The 18,192-nt window shown below is 50.2% G+C and carries 20 protein-coding genes; 11 read left to right on the top strand and 9 right to left on the bottom strand.

The annotated features are described in order from the left end of the window. The 3 genes from recJ to xerD all read right to left on the bottom strand — a co-directional run. Window positions 1–1,611, bottom strand: a 1,611-nt coding sequence (gene recJ / locus AC6R0S_RS01885) for a single-stranded-DNA-specific exonuclease RecJ (RefSeq protein ID WP_500637101.1), incomplete at its 3' end; no start/stop codon positions are given. Between the two features lie 16 nt (window positions 1,612–1,627). Further along, entirely contained in the window at window positions 1,628–2,374 is a 747-nt protein-coding gene (gene dsbC, locus AC6R0S_RS01880; RefSeq protein ID WP_487902116.1) for a bifunctional protein-disulfide isomerase/oxidoreductase DsbC, read from the bottom strand. 39 nt (window positions 2,375–2,413) lie between these two features. Beyond that, a complete protein-coding gene (gene xerD, locus AC6R0S_RS01875) occupies window positions 2,414–3,310 on the bottom strand; it encodes a site-specific tyrosine recombinase XerD (RefSeq protein ID WP_420378222.1) in 897 nt (298 codons plus the stop codon). Window positions 3,311–3,480: 170 nt separating this feature from the next. Between xerD and fldB the strand changes: the two genes are divergently transcribed. After that, window positions 3,481–4,002, top strand: coding sequence for a flavodoxin FldB (fldB, locus tag AC6R0S_RS01870; RefSeq protein WP_500629322.1), 522 nt, complete (start codon window positions 3,481–3,483; stop codon window positions 4,000–4,002). A gap of 24 nt (window positions 4,003–4,026) precedes the next feature. Here fldB and ampD read toward each other — a convergent pair whose 3' ends face one another. Next, window positions 4,027–4,593: a 1,6-anhydro-N-acetylmuramyl-L-alanine amidase AmpD gene (gene ampD, locus AC6R0S_RS01865; RefSeq protein WP_500632923.1), complete on the bottom strand. Its 567-nt coding sequence runs from the start codon at window positions 4,591–4,593 to the stop codon at window positions 4,027–4,029. 139 nt (window positions 4,594–4,732) lie between these two features. Between ampD and nadC the strand changes: the two genes are divergently transcribed. The 8 genes from nadC to yacG all read left to right on the top strand — a co-directional run bounded on the left by nadC (window position 4,733) and on the right by yacG (window position 12,001). Then, entirely contained in the window at window positions 4,733–5,644 is a 912-nt protein-coding gene (gene nadC, locus AC6R0S_RS01860) for a carboxylating nicotinate-nucleotide diphosphorylase (RefSeq protein WP_487902118.1), read from the top strand. 339 nt (window positions 5,645–5,983) lie between these two features. Continuing rightward, window positions 5,984–6,448, top strand: a complete 465-nt coding sequence (locus AC6R0S_RS01855; protein WP_487902119.1) for a pilin — start codon at window positions 5,984–5,986, stop codon at window positions 6,446–6,448. After that, window positions 6,448–8,133 carry a type IV-A pilus assembly ATPase PilB gene (pilB, locus tag AC6R0S_RS01850; protein ID WP_500637100.1) on the top strand — a complete coding sequence of 562 codons (1,686 nt, stop codon included), beginning with the start codon at window positions 6,448–6,450 and terminating at the stop codon, window positions 8,131–8,133. Before AC6R0S_RS01855 ends, pilB begins: the two co-directional genes overlap by 1 nt. Window positions 8,134–8,169: 36 nt before the next feature. Beyond that, window positions 8,170–9,396, top strand: a complete 1,227-nt coding sequence (locus AC6R0S_RS01845; protein ID WP_500637099.1) for a type II secretion system F family protein — start codon at window positions 8,170–8,172, stop codon at window positions 9,394–9,396. 38 nt (window positions 9,397–9,434) lie between these two features. Continuing rightward, entirely contained in the window at window positions 9,435–10,304 is an 870-nt protein-coding gene (locus AC6R0S_RS01840) for a prepilin peptidase (RefSeq protein ID WP_500637104.1), read from the top strand. Window position 10,305: 1 nt separating this feature from the next. Then, on the top strand, window positions 10,306–10,914 hold the full coding sequence (gene coaE, locus AC6R0S_RS01835) for a dephospho-CoA kinase (RefSeq protein ID WP_500631474.1): 609 nt from the start codon (window positions 10,306–10,308) through the stop codon (window positions 10,912–10,914). A gap of 34 nt (window positions 10,915–10,948) precedes the next feature. Continuing rightward, window positions 10,949–11,689, top strand: a complete 741-nt coding sequence (gene zapD / locus AC6R0S_RS01830; RefSeq protein ID WP_500631473.1) for a cell division protein ZapD — start codon at window positions 10,949–10,951, stop codon at window positions 11,687–11,689. A gap of 114 nt (window positions 11,690–11,803) precedes the next feature. After that, complete coding sequence (gene yacG / locus AC6R0S_RS01825) at window positions 11,804–12,001, top strand: DNA gyrase inhibitor YacG (RefSeq protein ID WP_334553876.1); 198 nt, start codon at window positions 11,804–11,806, stop codon at window positions 11,999–12,001. 88 nt (window positions 12,002–12,089) lie between these two features. Here yacG and rplS read toward each other — a convergent pair whose 3' ends face one another. The 5 genes from rplS to ffh all read right to left on the bottom strand — a co-directional run bounded on the left by rplS (window position 12,090) and on the right by ffh (window position 15,740). Continuing rightward, window positions 12,090–12,443, bottom strand: a complete 354-nt coding sequence (gene rplS, locus AC6R0S_RS01820) for a 50S ribosomal protein L19 (RefSeq protein ID WP_045977783.1) — start codon at window positions 12,441–12,443, stop codon at window positions 12,090–12,092. Between the two features lie 41 nt (window positions 12,444–12,484). Then, entirely contained in the window at window positions 12,485–13,228 is a 744-nt protein-coding gene (trmD, locus tag AC6R0S_RS01815; RefSeq protein ID WP_500637098.1) for a tRNA (guanosine(37)-N1)-methyltransferase TrmD, read from the bottom strand. Between the two features lie 25 nt (window positions 13,229–13,253). Beyond that, window positions 13,254–13,802, bottom strand: a complete 549-nt coding sequence (gene rimM, locus AC6R0S_RS01810) for a ribosome maturation factor RimM (protein ID WP_334553869.1) — start codon at window positions 13,800–13,802, stop codon at window positions 13,254–13,256. Between the two features lie 28 nt (window positions 13,803–13,830). Further along, window positions 13,831–14,079 carry a 30S ribosomal protein S16 gene (gene rpsP, locus AC6R0S_RS01805; RefSeq protein ID WP_004410028.1) on the bottom strand — a complete coding sequence of 83 codons (249 nt, stop codon included), beginning with the start codon at window positions 14,077–14,079 and terminating at the stop codon, window positions 13,831–13,833. A 278-nt stretch (window positions 14,080–14,357) separates the two neighbouring features. Then, on the bottom strand, window positions 14,358–15,740 hold the full coding sequence (gene ffh / locus AC6R0S_RS01800) for a signal recognition particle protein (protein ID WP_500637097.1): 1,383 nt from the start codon (window positions 15,738–15,740) through the stop codon (window positions 14,358–14,360). Between the two features lie 212 nt (window positions 15,741–15,952). Between ffh and AC6R0S_RS01795 the strand changes: the two genes are divergently transcribed. Next, window positions 15,953–16,747 (top strand): cytochrome C assembly family protein, encoded by a 795-nt coding sequence (locus tag AC6R0S_RS01795; RefSeq protein ID WP_487902127.1) that lies wholly within the window; start codon window positions 15,953–15,955, stop codon window positions 16,745–16,747. Window positions 16,748–16,798: 51 nt separating this feature from the next. Further along, entirely contained in the window at window positions 16,799–18,079 is a 1,281-nt protein-coding gene (locus AC6R0S_RS01790; protein ID WP_500631471.1) for an HlyC/CorC family transporter, read from the top strand. The last annotated feature ends 113 nt before the right edge of the window (window positions 18,080–18,192 follow it).

The following is an 18,192-nucleotide window of genomic DNA, read 5'->3' as shown; positions in this document are numbered from 1 at the left end:
AAACGCGATCGCATCCATCGTCAGCCCGGTTGGGTGGCCACGATAGAGTGGCTCTAACATCAGCTTTAAGTGCTTCTCGGCCACCAGCTTTTGGTGCAGCACCATAAACTCGCCGTCAAAAATCGGCTCTGGGAACGCTTGCCCCCAAGGCCCACCACTGCGAAGCACGTGCGCGGTGTGCATGGAAAACTCTTCTGGGCGCAGCTCGCCATCGGACAAGATCACCCCTTTGAGCGCCGCTTCATCCAACTCTTGTTCCACCGTTTGGTTAAACAAGGTCGCAAAGCGTTCAAAATCTTTCTCCATGATGGTTAAACCGGCAGCCATCGCATGGCCGCCAAATTTTTTAATCAGCCCCGGATGTTGCGTATCGATACGATCGAGCGCATCACGCATGTGTAAACCTGGTATCGAGCGACAAGAGCCTTTAATCGCGCCATCACCGCCATCGGCAAACGCAATGACAGGGCGATGAAATTGCTCTTTGATGCGCGAGGCCAGAATCCCGATCACCCCTTGGTGCCAATCGCGTTGAAACAGCACCAGTCCATAGGGAAGCTGGCTCCCTTCACCAAACTGCAACCGCTCACAAAACGCCATCGCCTCTTGCTTCATACCCTCTTCAATCTCTTTGCGCGTTTGATTCAGCCCATCAAGTTCAGAAGCCATGCGCCTTGCGGCGTGGATGTTGTTGCTCATCAGCAGTTCAACCCCAAACGACATATCGTCCAGTCGACCGGCGGCGTTGATTCTTGGCCCCAAGGCAAAACCAAAATCTGCGGCAACGAGACGCTTTGCATCGCGCTTCGCCACTTCAATCAACGCTTGAATACCTGGCCTTGCTTTGCCCGCACGGATGCGTTGCAGCCCTTGATGCACCAAAATGCGGTTGTTCTCATCTAGAGGCACCACGTCTGCGACCGTGCCCAGCGCCACAAGATCTATCAGCTCCATCAGTTTGGGCTCCGCCATACCTTGCTCAGCAAACCATCCCGCTTTTCGCATATGGACGCACAGCGCCATCATCAAATAAAAAGCGACACCGACACCGGCCAGCGCCTTAGACGGAAACGCGCACTCGTCGAGATTTGGATTGACCATCGCATCGACCTCAGGCAATTCATGGCCAGGTAGGTGATGATCCGTCACCAACACCGTAAGCCCTTGCTGCTTGGCATAGCGCACGCCCTCAATCGATGACACGCCATTATCGACGGTCATGATCACTTGCGCGCCCAGTTCGATCGCTTGATCGACCACTTCCGGGCTAAGGCCGTAGCCGTCTTCAAATCGATTCGGCACCAAATAGTCAACATTGCTCGATCCCAGCATCCGCAGTGCCAGTACAGACAACGCAGAGCTGGTCGCGCCATCGGCATCAAAATCGCCCACCACTATGATGCGCTGATTGAGGCGAATCGCCTCAAACAACAAACTCACCGCGGCCTCAATACCATGCAATTTCTGGTAAGAGTGCAAAGCTCTTGCGGTTGTCTCCAACTGCTCAACACTTTGAATACCACGGTTGATGTAGATGCGGCGCAGCAGCGGATCGATACTCTCAGGCAATAGGGTAATGTCTGCCTCAGGACGACGTTGAATCTCTATCATCGCTCATTCCTGCTCATTATTGGATTTGCTCTAAACGCTCGAGCAAATCGCGGGGTGGTAGGTATCCCCCCACCATGTCGCCATTGGGCAGAAAGATCGCTGGTGTGCCACGAATGCCTAGCTCGCGCCCAAGCGCATAATGCTGGCTAATGATCTGCTGGTATTTGGCAAAGTCTTCCCCTGGCTCAGGGATCTCACGTCGGGTTTTCCCGTCAGACATGGCTTGCTGAGGATCGCTTGCGCCCCAAATGGCCGCCATCTGATCGGCGGTGCCCCCCGTTGCGCCCTGTCTTGGAAACGCCATGTAGCGCACGGTGATGCCCAGCTTGTTATAGTCTTGCATTTGGCTGTGCAGACGCACACAGTAACCACAGGTAATGTCGGTAAAGACGGTCACCACATACTGTTCGTTGTCGGCTTTGAACGGAATCATGGTCTGTTTGAAAGCGTCGATTTTTGCCGCATTAATCGGAGCTTGTCGCTTCGCCAGTACATCTTCATACTGACCATTGCTGTCTAACTTGTACAAGGTGCCCGCCATAAAGTACTCACCATCAGGCGTCGCAAACAAGATGCCGCCATTGGTTTGCACTTCTAATAAGCCATCAATCTCAGCAGGGACAACATCTTGCACTTCCAGCCCAAGCTGATTAAAACGCGCTTCAATCTGCGCTTTATCGAAAGCCGGCTCTGTTGCAGCACTGGCTTGCGCCGTCAACAGTAGTGGCAGTGTCAGTAGAGTGATACGGCGTAATACGCTCATTCAATTCACCTTTCTTGTCTTGTGGTTCAAAGTGCCTAATCAGGCTCTTGGATGATGCTCACTGTGGAGCTGTTTCAATCGTTCGGTCGCAACGTGGGTATAGATTTGGGTGGTGGATAAATCACTGTGCCCGAGGAGCATCTGCACCACGCGCAAATCCGCGCCGTAGTTTAATAGGTGCGTCGCAAACGCGTGGCGCAATACGTGCGGCGACAACTGCTCGGTATCGATGCCCGCTCTCACCGCATAATGTTTGATACGATGCCAAAAGGTTTGACGCGTCATTTGCCTCGCCCTTTTGCTCGGAAAAACCACATCAGAGGTAGTGTCACCCAATAATTCAGACCGGCCTTGTTTGAGAAAAGTTTCCGTCCAGTCGACGGCATTTTCGCCCATCGGCACCAAACGCTCTTTGCCGCCTTTACCGATCACCCGCACCACGCCTTGGCGCAAGCTGATGTTTTCCATCGTTAAGCTCACCAATTCCGTCACACGAAGCCCGGTGGCGTATAAAAGCTCTAGCATTGCTTTATCTCGAAGCTCCATCGCGTCATTGACGTCCGGCGCATCGAGCAGCGCATCGACCTGCGCCTCAGAGAGGTCTTTCGGTAAGCGTTTAGGCAATTTAGGGCTTAGCAGCAAGGCACTCGGATCGTCAGCCCGTATCTTTTCACGGTGCAGGTACTGAAACAAGCGACGGATGGCCGACAACATGCGCGCACGCGACGTCTGCTTATAGCCTTGGTCCATCAACCAACTTTGATAATCCTGCAACCCTGAGAGGCTAATAAAACTGAGCCGATAGTTGTGCTCACTCATCCAGCTCAGCAGTTTAAACAGATCATTGCGATACGAGGCCAAAGTATTTTCCGATAACCCGCGCTCCATCCACATGGTATCTAAAAACTGCTCAATGATTCCTTGGTCCGGAGTCAACACCTGCGACACACTTACTCTCTCACGTTGATGCTTAATGGCTTTCAATGTAAGTGCCTCGCTAGAAGAAAGCCATAAAAAATCACCGTTGAGGAGGATATTCGCTGCAAAGCTCGCCATTTTGTGGTTAGAATTCGCGGTATGCACACCAATCAAGATGGAAACCAATGATGAAAATCGGCCTGTTTTACGGTTCTACGACGTGTTACACAGAGATGGCAGCAGAGAAAATGCGCGCGATCATCGGGGAAGACTTACTCGACATCCACAATGTCAAAGAGTCCGACCTCTCGCAGATGGCCGACTACGACTTACTGATTTTAGGCATTTCCACTTGGGATTTTGGCGAGATTCAAGAAGACTGGAACGCGATTTGGCAACAAGTACCAACGGTGGATCTCAGTGGCAAAACCGTCGCACTGTTTGGCCTTGGTGACCAAGAAGGCTATGGCGAGTGGTACCTCGACGCGATGGGCTTACTGCACGATGAAATCGTCAAGACCGGCGCCAACCTGATTGGTTACTGGCCCAATGATGAGCAGTACGAATTCGAAGCCTCGAAAGCGCTCACCGAAGATGGCCAGTTCTTTGTCGGTCTTGCGCTCGATGAAGATTCTCAATACGAACTGAGCGATGAGCGCATTGCGACCTGGGTGGAACAAGTGCTTACTGAGTACCAAGAGTCACTCTAAAACGAACGCACTCTCTGAGTTCGCTCACTCTTCGCCGGCGCGATTCATCGGCGTTATTAAGCGTCGAAAACGCGGCCAATCAAACACCAAGCCTGGGTCGGTTTTGCGCATCGGCGCAATGTACTGATGCCCCGTCACTCGAGAAACGTTGATCTGCGGGTAGGAGCACATTAATTCTAGACTTAATGTGGCCAGCGCTTGGTACTGCTTTGGCGTATAGGCGATGGTGTCTGTGCCTTCCAGTTCGATACCAATCGAGTAATCGTTACAGCGGCTGCGACCTGCAAAACTCGACGCGCCCGCATGCCAAGCGCGATCATCAAACGATACAAATTGCACTACCTCACCATCACGGCGAATCAAGCAGTGCGCCGAGACGCCCATTTTATGGATGACCGAAAAAAACGGATGTGCGTTAGGATCGAGCGTTCCACTAAAAAACTGCTCGATATAGGGGCCACCAAATTGGCCCGGTGGCAAACTGATGTTGTGCACCACCAGCAAAGAGATCGTCTCACCTTGTGGTCTTTGATCAAAAAACGGTGAGGGCACATGACGCGCCGCTTGATACCACCCTTGGTTATCTATCATGTTGTTATACGACTCGGAACTCAAACATAGCCTGGCTAGAGTCTATCTCGCCTGAGATAAAATGCGAGAATAATGGCTGAATTTCATGCTCAGTCAGCGTATCATGCCCCACTCTGTTCAACTGCGTATTAGATTTGCGATGAAAAACACACACAATAGCCAAGAACGTCTTGAATATTTGAAGCAGCAACTTCCGCTAGAGATCACGCGAGCGGTGGCCGACGCGCTGAAAGAAGATCTCGGTGGCACTTTGGATCCCGCAGCCGACATTACCGCGGCTCTGATACCTGCAGATGCACAGAACCAAGCCACCTTAATCACCCGCGAACACGGTGTGTTCTGTGGTAAGGCGTGGGCAGAAGAAGTCTTCAAGCAGCTTGCCGAGCAGCCCGGTGGCAGCCCAGTGACGATTGAATGGAACGTCGACGATGGTGACACCGTGGAGCCCAACCAAGTGCTGTGCACCTTAACGGGTTCATCACGCATGCTGCTGACCGGCGAGCGTAACGCGATGAACTTTATCCAAACGCTGTCTGGCTGCGCGAGTACCGTGGCGCAATACGCCAAACAGCTGCAAGGCACTGACTGTCGCTTGCTTGATACGCGCAAAACCATTCCTGGCCTTCGCAGCGCACTGAAATACGCCGTGGCGTGCGGTGGCGGCTTTAACCACCGCATCGGTGTGTTTGATGCCTACCTCATCAAGGAAAACCACATCATTGCCAATGGCGGCATCACGCCAACCATTCAGATGGCCAAGAGTCTGAACCCGGGCAAACCTGTGGAAGTGGAAACCGAAAGCTTGCAAGAGCTGCAAGAGGCAATTGATGCTGGCGCGGACATCATCATGCTCGACAACTTCACTACAGAGATGATGCGTGAAGCGGTGAAAATCAATGCGGGTCGCGCTGCACTTGAGAACTCAGGCAATGTCACGCTTGAGACCATCCGCGAGTTTGCAGAGACCGGTGTGGATTACATCTCCGTCGGCGCTTTGACCAAACACCTTAAAGCGCTCGATCTCTCTATGCGTTTTAAAGAGGCGTTTTAAAGCCGTGTTTTGAAGCAGTGTTTTCGCGCTACCGACTGGCTGTGCTTTCAGTAAAGAACGCCATTGACTAAAAAAATGGAAGAAAGATCTTATTTTTCAAACAGTAAATGGAGGCCTCGCGTCTCCATTTACTGTTTTTTCCTGACGTAAAAGCCTCTCGACTCTCATAAAGTTTTGTCCTCGCTCGAAGTAATTTGCCGTGTAAATGAAATCAAGTCGTATTTTTTCCTAATTGACTCGGAAAGCGCTGCGCCACCATTTCCACAAGTTTCATAGCCCTTCTATGCTCTCCCCATCAACAAACACCGCGGTGCCTCAAGCACCCAAATGGAGAGTTCTATGCAAACCAAACCACGTCGCCAGCAAGCTGGTTTTACTTTAATTGAATTGATGATCGTAGTGGCGATTATTGGGATTTTGTCAGCTTTTGCCGTACCTGCTTATCAAAACTATACAAAAAAAGCGACATTATCAGAGTTTCCCAAAGCCGCTGCTGCGATAAAGTTGGCAGTCGAATTGTGTTCACATGAGATTGCATCCGATGCTAGTTCATTCGAAGATGACTGCATCACTTCCGCTGGAAATGTACCTAGTGCAGCACTAAACAGTATCGATATAGATGCTCAACAAGCCGCTTCAGGTGGGGTCAATGTTATAGCTACAGCGGCAGCAGCGAAAGGCCCAATAGCTTCTGGAGAAACATATGTCATGCACGCCGAATACCAAACAAGTGGTTTAGTGTGGACAAAGAGTTGCTACAAAGATGCAGGGTTAGCAACAGTACAAACAGACTACTGCCCATAATGCTCACCAACCTCCCCTCAATCCTGCGTCAAGCCAAGTTGCTTGACGCAGCGCAAGAGATACAAGTGCTGGAGCATGTGCAAGCGTCAGGGGGCTCCGTCCCTGACGCTTTGCACGATCTGGCCATTATTAACCATACCCAATTGACTGAGCATCTCAGTCAGCTGTTTGGGCTCAACGTCATCGACCTGTCGCAAACGCCCTACGCTGAGCTGTGCCAAACCCTTGGCTTACGTGAGCTCATCACTCGCTTGCAAGCGCTGCCCGTTGGCAAAACCGCTTGTTCACTCAGTGTTGCAGTATCAGACCCTACCCACCTTGATGTCGAAGAAGAGTTTCGTTTTGCTACCGGTCTGCAAGTCGAGTTGGTGCTGGCCGATGCGAAAGCGCTGCAAGGGGCCATTCGCCGTTTGTATGGGCGCGCGATCGCTGGCGAGCAAAACAGCAACAAAGAGATCAACGAGCAAGAGCTGGCCAACCTTGTGGATGTCAGTGATGACGAAGTGGGTAGCATTGAAGATCTGAGTCAAGATGATGCGCCAGTCAGTCGTTACATTAACCAAATCCTGCTCGATGCGGTGCGCAAGGGCGCATCAGATATCCATTTTGAGCCCTATGAAGAGACCTTTCGCGTTCGGCTACGCTGTGATGGCATCTTAATTGAAACTCAACAGCCCGCCCATCACCTCAGTCGCCGTTTATCAGCGCGCATTAAAATCCTAGCCAAATTGGATATTGCCGAGCGCCGTCTGCCACAAGATGGACGTATCAAGCTCAGGCTCAGCCAAGAGACCGCGATCGATATGCGCGTCTCGACGTTGCCAACCTTATGGGGCGAAAAAATCGTATTGCGCCTTCTCGACAGCAGCGAAGCGAATCTGAACATCGATAAGCTCGGTTATAACGAGCAGCAAAAAACGCTTTACCTCAATGCGCTAAAAAAGCCTCAGGGGCTGATTTTAATGACTGGACCAACAGGGAGCGGTAAGACGGTCTCCCTCTATACCGGGCTCAACATTCTCAACACCTCGCAAGTCAACATCGCCACCGCTGAAGATCCGGTGGAGATCAACTTACCTGGGATCAATCAGGTTCAGATGCAACCGCAAATTGGACTCGATTTCGCCAGTGCACTGCGCGCCTTTCTCCGCCAAGATCCCGACATCGTGATGGTCGGCGAAATACGCGACCTTGATACTGCCGAAATTGCCGTCAAAGCGGCGCAAACCGGCCACCTGGTGCTCTCGACCCTGCACACCAACTCCGCCGCCGAGAGCGTTGTGCGCCTTAGCAGCATGGGCATAGCGCCTTTTAATGTCGCCTCGTCACTGAGCCTAATTATTGCCCAGCGATTGGCGCGTCGCCTGTGCCCTCACTGCAAACAGCCTGAGCCGCGCGCTCAGCACTACTGCCAGCAACTTGGCATCTCAGTTGCGCCACTTTTTACCGCGAACCTCGATGGCTGCCCAGAGTGCAACGCCGGCTACTCAGGCCGAGTAGGTCTATACGAAGTGATGAACGTGGATGAAACGCTGGCGAGTGCCATCGCCGATGGGGCGACCATCGCCGGTATCGAGCAGCTAGCGCGGTCACAAGGCATGCAAACGCTCAAAGAGTCCGGCATAGAGAAAGTGCTCAGTGGCATCACCAGTTATCAAGAGTTGCAGCGCGTGCTCTATCTTTAATCCCTTGTTTATTTCGATACCCTATAGGAGTTCTTGATGCCCATCCAAAAACAAGCACAACTGAAAAACTACCGCTGGAAAGGCCTCAATAGTTCAGGGAAGAAAGTCTCCGGTCAATATCTCGCTTTAACCGAGAGCGAGGTGCGTGACAAACTGAAAGCGCAGCATATTCAAGTTAAAAAGATCAAAAAACGCAGTGTCTCCGCCATAACCCGCGCAACGCAGCGCATCAAGGGCAAAGACATCACCATCCTCACCCGTCAGCTGTCGACCATGCTGGCCACTGGCATTCCGATCATTCAGGCGATCAAATTGGTGGGCGATAATCACAAAAAAGCCGAAATGAAATCAGTATTGGCACAAATCGGCAAAAGCATTGAAGCCGGTACGCCGATTTCAAAAGCGATGCGTAACGCCTCTAGCCACTTTGATACCTTGTACATCGATATGGTCGCCACCGGAGAGCAAGCGGGCAACTTGCCACAAGTGTTTGAACGCCTGGCACTCTATCGTGAAAAATCGGAGCAGCTGCGCGCGAAAGTCATCAAGGCACTGATCTACCCTGCGATGGTGGTGTTCACCGCGTTAGGGGTCTCCTACTTGATGCTCACTATGGTCATTCCTGAGTTTGAAAGCATGTTTCAGGGGTTTGGCGCCGAGCTGCCTTGGTTTACGCAACAGGTACTCCACCTCTCTCATCTTACCCAAACCTACAGCTTACCTGCGGCGCTCGGCTTGGGTATTTCAGCCATTGTGCTAAAAATCGCCAAACAAAAATCGGCCCGAATCAAACTGATATCGAGCCGGATAGGATTGAAAATGCCTGTGATTGGCGGCGTATTGACCAAAGCCTCTATTGCCAAATTTAGCCGCACACTTGCCACCAGCTTTAGCGCGGGCATTCCGATTCTCTCAAGTCTCAAAACCTCCGCGAAAACCGCCAACAACCTGCACTACCAAACCGCCATTGATAAGGTATATGACGATACCGCCGCCGGAATGCCAATGTATATTGCGATGCGAAATACGCAGTCATTCCCCGAGATGGTGCTGCAAATGGTGATGATCGGCGAAGAGTCGGGGCGACTTGATGATATGCTCAATAAAATCGCCACCATCTACGAGTTTGAAGTCGATAACACGGTCGACAACTTGGGCAAGATCCTCGAACCACTGATCATTATTTTCCTGGGTGTTGTGGTGGGAGGATTGGTCGTGGCTATGTACCTGCCCATCTTTAACTTAATGAGTGTATTAGGATAAGATGAGCACTCTATTGATTGGATAAGGCACTTCTCTTGATTGCGCTGTTTGAGTATTACCCTTGGCTTTTTCCTACGCTGGCAGGCGTGTTTGGCTTAATTATTGGCAGCTTTCTTAACGTGGTGATCCACCGCCTACCCATCATTATGGAGCGAGAGTGGCGTAGCGAGTGCGCCGAGAGCTTCCCTGAGTACAAAATAGCGCCCCCTGAAGGTACCTATAACCTCAGCATTCCCCGTTCGACATGCCCAAAATGCGACTCGCCACTGCGTCTTATCGATAATATTCCGGTGGTCAGCTGGCTGCTGCTGCGCGGTCAATGTGCGCATTGCCAAGCCCCCATCAGTGCGCGTTACCCCTTAATTGAACTGCTGTCGGCTGGCCTATCTGTACTGGTTGCCTGGCAATTTGGCTTCTCAGCGATGAGCCTCGCGCTGCTGCTGTTCACCTTTGTTCTTCTCTGCGCGACCTTTATCGACCTCGACACCATGCTACTGCCCGATCAGTTGACGTTACCACTGGTGTGGGCGGGGTTGGCACTGGCGCTATTGAATATCAGCCCCGTCTCGCTTGAGGATGCCGTCATTGGCGCGATGGCCGGTTACTTGGCCCTATGGAGCGTCTATTGGCTGTTTAAGTTAGTCACTGGCAAAGAGGGCATGGGCTATGGCGATTTTAAACTGCTCGCCGCCCTTGGCGCATGGCTCGGCTGGCAAGCTCTTCCTATGATCATCTTGCTTTCATCTGTGGTTGGTTTGCTGTTTGGCTTGATTCAACTCAGGCTCAAGCAGCAAGGTATCGACAAAGCCTTTCCCTTTGGCCCTTATCTCGCGATCGCTGGCTTTATCAGCATGATGTGGGGCGATGGTCTACTTCATTGGTATCTGACTGAGATGGTAGGAATCTAATATGGCGTTGATCGTTGGATTAACAGGTGGCATTGCCAGTGGCAAAACCACCGTCGCAAACCTATTTCAGCAACACTTTGCCATCGATATTGTCGATGCCGATGTCGTGGCGCGCGAAGTGGTGGAACCGGGCAGTGAGGGGTTAAAAGCCATCTCCGAGCGCTACGGCGCATCGATGTTGCAAGCCGATGGTAGCTTGAATCGAGCCGCACTGCGCGAGGCCATCTTTTCCGATCCCAAAGAGAAAACCTGGCTGGATAACCTGCTCCATCCGATGATTCGTCAAAAGATGCTCGCCGAGCTTGAGCAGGTCACCTCACCCTATGCGCTGCTTGTGATCCCTCTAATGGTGGAAAACAATCTCCAAGCACTTGCTCAGCGAGTTCTTGTGGTCGATGTGGCGCCAGAAATTCAGATTGAACGAACGATGGCCCGTGACAATGTTGACGAAAAACAAGCCCGTGCGATTCTCAGTGCGCAAGCAAGCCGAGAGGAACGTTTGGCGATTGCCGACGATGTGATTAAAAATGATGCAACAAACGAGAAACTTTTGCCTCAAATCACAGAATTGCATCAAAAGTTCCTAGAAATCTGTAGGGAAAATCTGTGAGAATAAAGGCAGTACAACCCAGAGCCATTGATCAATGACCACGCACTACTTCGAACACCCACTCAATGAGAAAACTCGCATTTATCTTCGCGTTGAAGCCTTGCTGACGCAGATGGATAAAGCGGCGCAGTTTGGTGACGAAATGCAGCATCTGATCTTCTTCCGCTCGCTGTTTGATCTGCTGGAAATCTTTGAGCAAATTCAGCTCAAAAGCGAGTTAGCCAAAGACATCGAAAAGCAGCGCCTTAGCTATCGAGCCTATTTCAATATCGATGGCGTTAATCTGGAAATGCTGCGCGCGGTATTGGATGAAATTGATGGCGTGCACAGCGAGCTGATGGCGGCGGAGCGTTTTGGCCAAAGCCTGAAAGAAGACCGTTTCTTAAGCGCCATTCGCCAACGCTTTAACCTGCCCGGCGGCTCATGCTGTTTTGACTTGCCTGCACTGCACCACTGGCTCCACCTTCCACTTGAGAAAAAACAAGCGGATGCGCAAAAGTGGTCCACCAACCTGGCCCCACTGACACAAGCGTTGAAACTGTGGCTGCGTCTTACGCGTGAAACCGGTCAACTGCGAGAGCGCCTTGCCAACAACGGCTTCTATCAGAGTGATGCGACAGAGGCCAACATTCTGCGTCTTGAAATCCCTCTAGAAACGGGCGTTTACCCGATGATCTCCGGGCATAAAAACCGTTTCGCCATCAAGTTCATCGACTTTGAATCTGGCCAAGCCAGTGCCTCGAGCATTCCATTTAAATTGGCCGTCTGCAGCTAATCTCACTCTTTGCCATCGGCATCGCTCCCCCTTTACTATCGGCATCCCGCTGTTTAATGAAGCGCGGCGCTAAGTTCGGTATACTGCGGCTAAACTCCGAAGAAATAGGAAAGCATGATGTCTAAGATTACCGTGGTTCCATGCCCACAGTGCGGCCAAAACGTCGAGTGGAGCGAAAAAAGCCCCCACCGCCCGTTTTGCAGTAAACAGTGTCAAATGATCGACTTCGGCGAGTGGGCCGATGAAGAAAACACCATTGCCGGTGCCCCCGATATGTCCGACAGTGATGGGTGGTCGGAAGATCAGTATTAAAGCGGTTCAATTCTCTTGGGATGATTAAGCATAAAAAAGCGGAGGCCAATTGGCCTCCGCTAATACTATGAGAACGCTAGTTATAGCATTACTTCTTAGCAAGTTTCTCTTTGATACGAGCTGACTTACCAGAACGCTCACGTAGGTAGTACAGTTTGGCACGACGTACTGCACCGCGGCGTTTAACTTCAATGCTATCAACCATTGGAGAGTGAGTTTGGAACGTACGCTCAACACCTTCACCGTTAGAAATCTTACGTACAGTGAATGCAGAGTGTAGACCACGGTTACGGATACCGATTACAACGCCTTCAAAAGCCTGTAGACGCTCACGGTCACCTTCTTTTACCTTAACTTGAACAACAACTGTGTCACCAGGTGCGAAGTTAGGTAGGTCTTTTTTCATTTGCTCTTCTTCAAGAGCTTTGATGATGTTACTCATTTTCAATATTCCTAGAATAAACTGATACTAAATTTAATAGGTTACTTAGCATGATGCTCTTTAATGAACTCAGCTAGTAGTAGTTCCTGTTCGTCAGTCAGAGCTAGGTTTTCCAGGAGCTCTGGTCTTCTAATCCAGGTACGGCCGAGCGACTGTTTCAGTCGCCAACGACGAATGTCCTTGTGGTTGCCAGATTTCAGTACCGCGGGTACCTCTTTTCCTTCCAACACTTCAGGACGGGTGTAATGAGGACAATCCAACAAGCCATTGGCAAAAGAGTCTTCTTCTGCTGACGCAAAATCGCCCAGTACCCCCGGTACAAACCGAGAGACAGAGTCAATTAAGGTCATGGCTGGTATCTCTCCCCCTGTCATCACAAAGTCACCAATTGACCATTCTTCGTCAACTTCAGACTCAATGATGCGCTCATCTACCCCTTCGTAGCGACCACAAATAAGAAGCAAGTTCTCATTGCTAGCCAGCTCTTCGACTCCTTGTTGATCGAGTTTTCGACCTTGAGGAGAGAGGTAAATCACCTTCGTCATACCCGGTGAGGCCTGTTTGGCAGCATGAATGGCATCGCGCAATGGCTGCACCATCATTAACATACCTGGACCACCACCGTAGGGTCGATCATCGACAGTGCGATGCTTGTCGTGAGTGAAATCTCGAGGATTCCATGTCTCTACCGACAACAACCCTTTTTTAACCGCTTGACCTGTTACTCCGAACTCAGTAACGCTGCGGAACATTTCAGGAAACAGGCTAATTACGCCAACCCACATGCCCTAAAGCCTCATTACTTGGGAGTTAGAATCCAGGATCCCAGTCAACTTCGATCCGTTGAGCAGTGCGATCAACTTGAATGATCACTTGCTCTTCAAGGAACGGAATTAATCGTTCCTTTTGGCCAAAAGCATCTTTCAGATTTGCTTTGACTACCAAAACATCGTTTGAGCCGGTTTCGAGCATGTCCGTCACCACACCAAGGTCATAACCTTTTGTCGTCACGACTTGCATGCCAAACAATTCGCGCCAGTAGAATTCATCTTCTGACAATTCTGGTAATACTGCAGGGTCAATAGCAATTTCAAAGTTAGTCAACAGATGCGCGTCTTCGCGAACATCCAGACCTTCCAGCTTCACCACCATACCTTTGTTATGGCGCTTCCACGTTTCCACTTTGTACTCGACCCACTCCCCTTTATGGTTAACAAACCAAGGGTTGTAATCAAATAAGCTTTCAGCCTCGTCTGTGTAGGAAAAAACTTTAAGCCAACCACGAATGCCGTAAGTAGCACCAAACTTGCCTACAACAATCTTGTCATTGCTCATCGTTTCTTTACCTTTCATCGACATAAGCTAATTACTACTTATAGAGTAAGAATTAAGCCGCTTTTTGAGCGTCTTTAACTAGCTTAGCTACGCGGTCAGATAGAGACGCGCCTTGACCAACCCAGTGGTTAACGCGGTCTAGGTCTAGACGTAGACCTTCTTCTTGACCTTGAGCAGTAGGGTTAAAGAAACCTACTTTCTCGATGAAACGGCCAGTTGCAGCATTGCGGCTGTCCGCTACTACGATTTGATAAAATGGACGCTTCTTAGCGCCGTGACGTGCCAAACGAATGGTTACCATGTCGTCCTCTTTGCTTTCTCAAAAATAAAATTAACCCCAGAAACTATCTATCAGTAAACCGTTGTGGTCTATTACTAAACAGTTTGGGGTCTCGTGCCAAAATAAAGCTCCGGAATTTTACTCTTATTCCGACGCATTGCAAGGTCTTTAGCTATTTTTTCACCACCATAAAACCGAATTTAAGATTGTGACTTAGCTAACACCTTGAAAATAAAAAACCGAAAGGCTTAGCACCGCGGCTAAGCCTTGTATAGAGCGAAACGGACTCGGTGTTTCAGTTAACGACCAAACGGGTTGAAGCCGCCGCCGCCTCCCATTCCGCCCATCATACCTTGCATGTTACGCATCATGCCTTTCATGCCACCCTTTTGCATTTTCTTCATCATCTTCTGCATTTGGGTAAACTGCTTAAGCAAGCGGTTCACATCTTGCACTTGCACACCAGAACCGGCAGCAATGCGTTTCTTGCGCGAACCTTTAATAATGTCTGGACGTTGACGCTCTTTCATGGTCATCGAGTTAATGATCGCTTCCATCTGCTTAAACATCTTGTCGTCAACTTTGTCTTTGACATTGTCTGGCAAGTTACTCATACCTGGCAACTTGTCCATCATCCCCATCATGCCGCCCATGTTTTGCATCTGACCGAGCTGCTCACGGAAGTCTTCCAAATCGAAGCCTTTCTTCTCTTTGAATTTCTTCGCCAGTTTCTCGGCTTTCTCATGGTCGACATTGCGCTGCAAGTCTTCAATCAGAGAGAGAACATCACCCATTCCCAAAATACGCGAGGCGACGCGATCAGGGTGGAACGGCTCTAGCGCGTCGGTTTTCTCACCCACACCCAAGAATTTGATCGGTTTCCCTGTAATGTGACGCACCGACAGCGCAGCACCACCACGAGCATCACCATCCACTTTGGTCAGGATAACCCCGGTCAGCGGTAGCGCTTCGCCAAAGGCTTTCGCGGTATTCGCCGCATCTTGACCTGTCATAGCGTCAACAACAAACAGCGTTTCCACTGGATTGATCGCACTATGAAGCTGCTGGATTTCGCCCATCATTTGCTCGTCAATCGCTAAACGACCCGCGGTATCGACCACTAACACATCGTAGAATTTCTTCTTCGCGTGATCGATGGCGGCATTGGCAATATCAATCGGCTTTTGATCAGCGCTCGATGGGAAAAAGTCAACGCCGATGTCTTGCGCTAGGGTTTCTAGCTGTTTGATCGCCGCTGGGCGATACACATCAGCAGACACGACCAAGACTTTCTTCTTGTCTTTTTCCTTGAGGAATTTAGACAGCTTACCCACCGAGGTGGTTTTACCCGCACCTTGCAGACCGGCCATCAAAATCACCGCAGGTGGCTGAGCCGCGAGGTTTAGTGCCTCATTGGACTCGCCCATGACGGCTTCCAGTTCACCTTGAACAATTTTGATGAACTCTTGCCCTGGCGTGAGCGATTTGGAGACCTCTACGCCCACTGCCGCTTCTTTCACTCGCTTGATAAAATCGCGAACGACAGGCAGTGCAACGTCAGCCTCGAGCAACGCCATGCGGACTTCACGCAGCGTTTCTTTTATGTTGTCTTCGGTCAGACGACCTTTACCGCTGATGTTCTTCAGCGTTCTGGATAAACGATCCGTTAAATTCTCAAACATCTTAGTCTCTTTACACTGAGTGGCTTGCGTAGACGACGCCACTACCTAAAATTGAGCGACAATTACTAAGAGTATACCTTAGCCAAGTGGCGCTTTGCACGGTTGCGTGATGATTTGATCTCTCAACTCGAATAAATGACACAGATAAGTCATGGCTCAAGCTGTTGATGCAGGGTATAATTTGTTAAAAATCCACCACCACCAAGAGAAGAATGGACAACTTAATTGCCGTAGCCGCTGCAGTGCTGTATCTGCTCGCAATTGCGACTATCGTTCCGGGACTGGTTCACCAAACCGGTATCCGCTCAAAAACCGTGTTGATCAGTGCGTCTCTGGCACTGGTTTTTCACGCGTGGCTATTAAGCGATTTGATCATTGAAGCCTCGGGGCAAAACTTAAGCATTCTCAATGTCGCCTCTCTCATCAGCTTCATTATTTCTTTGGTAATGAGTGCGTCGATGCTCAAAACACGACTGTGGTTTTTGTTGCCTGTCGTGTATAGCTTTTCCGCCATAAACTTAAGCGCAGCGGCGTTTCTGCCTAGCACTTTCATTACCCATTTAGAGCAAGACCCTAAACTGCTGATCCACATCTCTCTTGCGCTGTTTTCATACTCGACTCTCAGTATCGGCGCTCTGTACGCTCTACAACTGGCTTGGTTGGATCACAAGCTCAAAGCGAAGAAAGCACTGGCGATTAACCCAAACCTTCCTCCTTTAATGATGGTGGAACGTCAGCTTTTCAACATCATCATGGTGGGCACCTTACTCCTCACCGGAACATTAATCACTGGATTTGTCTTTGTTCAGGACATGTTCGCCCAAGGAAAAGCCCATAAAGCGATTCTCTCTTTCATCGCTTGGATTGTGTACAGCGTGCTGTTATGGGGCCACTTCCATAAAGGTTGGCGCGGACGCAAAGTCACTTGGTTCGCCGTTGCCGGTGCAACCCTGTTGACGCTCGCCTATTTTGGCAGTCGCTTCGTTCGTGAAGTGATATTGACTTAGCCGCAACACTGGGCGATAAATTAATCAAACATAACAAGGAATCATTAAGCTTTGGACGACATATCAACGGGTATCTTATTTGCGCTACTCGCGTGTCTGATTGTAATTTCAGGATATTTCTCCGGTTCAGAAACAGGGATGATGTCTCTCAACCGATACCGCTTAAAGCACCTCGCGAACAATGGCCATAAAGGCGCTAAGCGCGTAGAAAAGCTGCTCGATAGGCCCGATCGTTTGATCGGTTTGATTCTGATTGGTAACAACTTAGTCAATATTCTAGCCTCCGCCATCGCCACCATCATTGGTATGCGTCTATACGGAGATTTAGGGGTGGCTATCGCCACCGGTGCTCTGACGCTTGTGGTGCTGGTTTTTGCCGAAGTCACGCCGAAAACCCTCGCAGCGCTCTACCCAGAAAAAGTCTCTTACACCAGCAGTATCTTGCTTGGTATTTTAATGAAGCTGCTCTCGCCGCTGGTGCTGTTCGTTAACCTCATCACTAATGGTTTTATCCGCTTACTTGGGATCAAAGTCGACCACAATGGCGAAGATCACCTGAGCTCGGAAGAACTGCGCACCGTGGTGAACGAAGCGGGCAGCCTGATCCCAAGACGCCACCAAGATATGTTGATCTCCATTCTCGATTTAGAGCATGTGACGGTGAATGACATCATGGTGCCGAGAAACGAAATCACCGGCATTGATATCAACGACGATTGGAAATCGATTGTGCGTCAATTGTCTCACTCACCGCACGGGCGCGTGGTGCTGTATCGCGGTCAAATTGACGAAGTGGTGGGCATGCTGCGTTTGCGTGAGTCGTATCGCTTGATGCTAGAGAAAAACGAGTCGACCAAAGAGACCCTGCTACGCGCTGCCGATGAAGTCTACTTTATCCCAGAAGGCACGCCACTCAACGTCCAACTGCTTAAGTTCCAGCGCAACAAAGAGCGGATTGGTCTGATTGTTGATGAGTATGGCGACATCATAGGTCTCATTACGTTGGAAGATATTTTGGAAGAGATCGTCGGTGAGTTCACCACCTCTATCACGCCAAGTTTGTCGGATGAGATTACCCCACAACGTGATGGCAGTTTCTTGATTGAGGGCAGCGCCAACATCCGTGATATCAATAAAGGTCTTAAGTGGGACTTCCCTACCGATGGTCCAAGAACCCTAAACGGTTTGATTCTCGAGCATCTTGAAGAGATCCCTGAGAGCCATTTGAGCGTTCATGTCTCGGGCCACCCGATGGAGATCGTCGAGCTAGAAGAGAATCGTATCAAGACCGTGAAAGTCTTCCCGCGCAGCAAAGGGAAAAAGCACGGTTAACCTTTGCCGTTTTTCATCACTGATTCAACAACGGCACGATCAAAAAAGCCTTGGGGTACCAAGGCTTTTTTCTGATTATGGATTATGTGTCTATCGTTATATCTCTTCCATTA

The organism is Vibrio sp. R15-SG3-ISO1B (assembly GCF_059833835.1).
The sequence above is the reverse complement of the archived record's forward strand: the minus strand, read 5'-3'. Positions and strand labels throughout refer to the sequence as shown.

Excerpts from the sequence above, each read along its gene's own strand:
- dsbC (WP_487902116.1), bottom strand. The coding sequence starts at position 2,374 with ATGAGCGTATTACGCCGTATCACTCTACTGACACTGCCACTACTGTTG.
- fldB (WP_500629322.1), top strand. The coding sequence starts at position 3,481 with ATGAAAATCGGCCTGTTTTACGGTTCTACGACGTGTTACACAGAGATG.
- ampD (WP_500632923.1), bottom strand. The coding sequence starts at position 4,593 with ATGATAGATAACCAAGGGTGGTATCAAGCGGCGCGTCATGTGCCCTCA.
- nadC (WP_487902118.1), top strand. The coding sequence starts at position 4,733 with ATGAAAAACACACACAATAGCCAAGAACGTCTTGAATATTTGAAGCAG.
- AC6R0S_RS01855 (WP_487902119.1), top strand. The coding sequence starts at position 5,984 with ATGCAAACCAAACCACGTCGCCAGCAAGCTGGTTTTACTTTAATTGAA.
- pilB (WP_500637100.1), top strand. The coding sequence starts at position 6,448 with ATGCTCACCAACCTCCCCTCAATCCTGCGTCAAGCCAAGTTGCTTGAC.
- AC6R0S_RS01845 (WP_500637099.1), top strand. The coding sequence starts at position 8,170 with ATGCCCATCCAAAAACAAGCACAACTGAAAAACTACCGCTGGAAAGGC.
- coaE (WP_500631474.1), top strand. The coding sequence starts at position 10,306 with ATGGCGTTGATCGTTGGATTAACAGGTGGCATTGCCAGTGGCAAAACC.
- zapD (WP_500631473.1), top strand. The coding sequence starts at position 10,949 with ATGACCACGCACTACTTCGAACACCCACTCAATGAGAAAACTCGCATT.
- yacG (WP_334553876.1), top strand. The coding sequence starts at position 11,804 with ATGATGTCTAAGATTACCGTGGTTCCATGCCCACAGTGCGGCCAAAAC.
- rplS (WP_045977783.1), bottom strand. The coding sequence starts at position 12,443 with ATGAGTAACATCATCAAAGCTCTTGAAGAAGAGCAAATGAAAAAAGAC.
- trmD (WP_500637098.1), bottom strand. The coding sequence starts at position 13,228 with ATGTGGGTTGGCGTAATTAGCCTGTTTCCTGAAATGTTCCGCAGCGTT.
- rimM (WP_334553869.1), bottom strand. The coding sequence starts at position 13,802 with ATGTCGATGAAAGGTAAAGAAACGATGAGCAATGACAAGATTGTTGTA.
- rpsP (WP_004410028.1), bottom strand. The coding sequence starts at position 14,079 with ATGGTAACCATTCGTTTGGCACGTCACGGCGCTAAGAAGCGTCCATTT.
- ffh (WP_500637097.1), bottom strand. The coding sequence starts at position 15,740 with ATGTTTGAGAATTTAACGGATCGTTTATCCAGAACGCTGAAGAACATC.
- AC6R0S_RS01795 (WP_487902127.1), top strand. The coding sequence starts at position 15,953 with ATGGACAACTTAATTGCCGTAGCCGCTGCAGTGCTGTATCTGCTCGCA.